This window comes from Rhodopseudomonas sp. BR0C11 (genome assembly GCF_010820945.1).
Classification (GTDB): Bacteria; Pseudomonadota; Alphaproteobacteria; order Rhizobiales; family Xanthobacteraceae; genus Rhodopseudomonas; species Rhodopseudomonas palustris_H.
Map to the genome: position 1 here is coordinate 1 of NZ_QTKI01000541.1, position 2,661 is coordinate 2,661.

Genomic DNA, 2,661 nt, shown 5'->3' on the forward strand with positions numbered 1-2,661 from the left:
GGCCTGCACCAGCGTGACAACGCCCGGTTGCTCGACACTCTCAAGCGGCTGCGCGATCTCGGCAACACCGTCATCGTCGTCGAGCACGACGAGGACGCCATCCGCCTCGCCGATTACGTGCTCGACATCGGCCCCGGCGCCGGCGTCCATGGCGGCCACATCGTCGCGCCGGGCACACCCGCCGAAATCATGCGCAATCCGAAGTCGCTGACCGGCAAATATCTCACCGGCGAACTCGACGTGCCGGTGCCGGAGCGGCGGCCGCCGAACCATCGCCGCACCATCAAGCTGGTCAACGCCCGCGGCAATAATCTGAAGAACGTCACCGCCGAGATTCCGCTCGGCCTGTTCACCTGCGTCACCGGTGTGTCCGGAGGCGGCAAGTCGACGCTGCTGATCGACACGCTGTATCGCGCGATCGCCCGCAAGCTGAACAACGCCTCCGAGCCGCCGGCGCCGCACGACCGCATCGAGGGCCTCGAGCATATCGACAAGATCATCGACATCGATCAGTCGCCGATCGGCCGCACCCCGCGCTCAAACCCCGCGACCTACACCGGCGCATTCACGCCGATCCGCGAGTGGTTCGCCGGCCTGCCGGAGTCCAAGGCGCGCGGCTACGAGCCGGGCCGGTTCTCGTTCAACGTCAAGGGCGGCCGCTGCGAGGCCTGCCAGGGCGACGGCGTCATCAAGATTGAAATGCACTTCCTGCCCGACGTCTACGTCACCTGCGACGTCTGCAAGGGCAAGCGCTACAACCGCGAAACCCTCGACGTGCTGTTCAAAGGCAAGTCGATCGCCGACGTGCTCGACATGACGGTCGAGGAAGCCGCCGAGTTCTTCAAGGCGGTGCCGCGCGTCCGCGAAACCTTCAAGACGCTGCAGCGCGTCGGCCTCGACTACATCCATGTCGGCCAGCAGGCCACCACCCTGTCAGGCGGCGAAGCCCAGCGCGTCAAGCTCGCCAAGGAGCTGAGCAAGCGCGCGACGGGGCGCACGCTCTACATCCTCGACGAGCCGACGACCGGGCTACATTTTCACGACGTCGCAAAGCTACTCGAAGTGCTGCACGAGCTGGTGGCGCAGGGCAACACCGTGGTGGTGATCGAGCACAATCTCGAAGTCATCAAGACCGCCGACTGGGTCATCGACCTCGGCCCCGAAGGCGGCGACGGCGGCGGCGAAATCGTCGCCTGGGGCCCGCCGGAAGACATCGTCAAAGCGCCGCGCAGCTACACGGGCAAGTTCCTGAAGCCGGCGCTGGAGAAGAAGGGGCCGGTGAGAAAGAGGAAGGCGGAAGAGGCGGCGGAGTAGATAGCGGTCCGGGGCGGAGTCTCATGCTCATCTACGCGCCTATAAAACTCAAGCTGATGCGCTGCAGTGGCTCTTGCGAAAAAGTACTCGCAGTGGCGACGGGCTTCTTTTGGCTCAAGGATGATTGTTTCTATCTGATCACTAATTGGCACAACGTTACAGGTTGGGATGTCATCAGCGGCCAATGTTTAAGCGCTTCTGGAGCAGTGCCAACCCACGTGCAAATGCCGTTACTCCTTAAATCAGATGAGTTCGATGTTAACAATCGCGCTATTCGAAGGCGTTACAGCATTAATTTATACGACGCCGACGGCACACCCACTTGGTTGGAGCATTCCGTTTTCGGCAATAGGGTCGACGTTGTCGCACTCAAGATCGCATTGCTCGACGATGATTTGATTAGCAGGCCGATCAATACGCTAGCCGAATTTGTCGATTTTGACCCGAACATCGGGGATGATGTCTTCGTACTTGGCTATCCAGGTGGAATCGACGCTGGACATGAATTAGCGCTTTGGAAGCGCGGCTCGATCGCTAGCCATCCTGCATTCGACGTTGACGACCTTCCAAAGATGCTAATCGACACAGCCACTCGAAAGGGAATGTCGGGCTCGCCTGTAATCGTACGTCAAAGAGGTCTAATTGTGCCGAGGAGTCATAAAGGAAAAGCAGAGGGTTTGTCTGGCGAAGAGCTTATTGGTCAAGCGGACCAGTTTCTGGGAGTTTACTCGGGTCGGATTGGGGACGACGAGTTCGGTCTCCAGCTTGGAATTGTATGGAAAGCGAGTGTCCTCGATGAGATCGTTGCTAAGGGCAAAGTGGGCTCCAGCCCATTTATCGGATAGCTTTGGCCGGGCACCCGCCACCCCCTATACTGCCGCCATGACCCGCCTCGCCTTGCTCGCCGTCCTTTTCGCCCTCGCCCTGCTCCCCGCCACCGCCTCGGCCGCTGCGCACAAGAAGCACACCAAGCGGGCGCAGGGTTACGGCTTCCTCCCCGGCTATGTGCAGCCGCCGAACAACGCTGTGCCGCTGTACATGCAGAAGCTGTCGCCGGCGCAGCGCGCGCTGCTGCGGCCAAAGCGGCCATGGTACATCGATCCGACGCCGGACTATTTTCGCTGGAACAGCCCCTGGAGCGGCGAGTGGCGCTATCCCGGCCGCGCCGGCTTCTATCGCGGCCGTTACAATGGCGGCAGCTTCGGGCCGTGCTGGACCCAGACGCCGATCGGGCCCGTTTGGAATTGCGGGAAGTAGTTCTCGCTTACAGCCGCCACGGGGGCGGCGATCTCGATGCCGGTTTCCGCCTGCTTCGCGGCGAAGGCAAGAACCGCATCGATGTCGTCC

At 61.6% G+C, this 2,661-nt stretch carries 3 protein-coding genes; all 3 read left to right on the forward strand.

Going from position 1 to position 2,661, the window contains the following annotated elements:
- The coding region (locus DYI24_RS24790) for an ATP-binding cassette domain-containing protein (RefSeq protein WP_164574215.1) at positions 1-1,314 on the forward strand (1,314 nt) is incomplete at its 5' end.
- A gap of 23 nt (positions 1,315-1,337) precedes the next feature.
- Entirely contained in the window at positions 1,338-2,159 is an 822-nt protein-coding gene (locus tag DYI24_RS24795; RefSeq protein WP_164574216.1) for a trypsin-like peptidase domain-containing protein, read from the forward strand.
- Between the two features lie 37 nt (positions 2,160-2,196).
- Positions 2,197-2,571, forward strand: a complete 375-nt coding sequence (locus DYI24_RS24800; protein WP_164574217.1) for a hypothetical protein — start codon at positions 2,197-2,199, stop codon at positions 2,569-2,571.
- The last annotated feature ends 90 nt before the right edge of the window (positions 2,572-2,661 follow it).

Bases quoted from the DNA above. Each gene is read 5' to 3' on its own strand.
- DYI24_RS24795 (WP_164574216.1), top strand. From the start codon at position 1,338: ATGCTCATCTACGCGCCTATAAAACTCAAGCTGATGCGCTGCAGTGGC.
- DYI24_RS24800 (WP_164574217.1), top strand. From the start codon at position 2,197: ATGACCCGCCTCGCCTTGCTCGCCGTCCTTTTCGCCCTCGCCCTGCTC.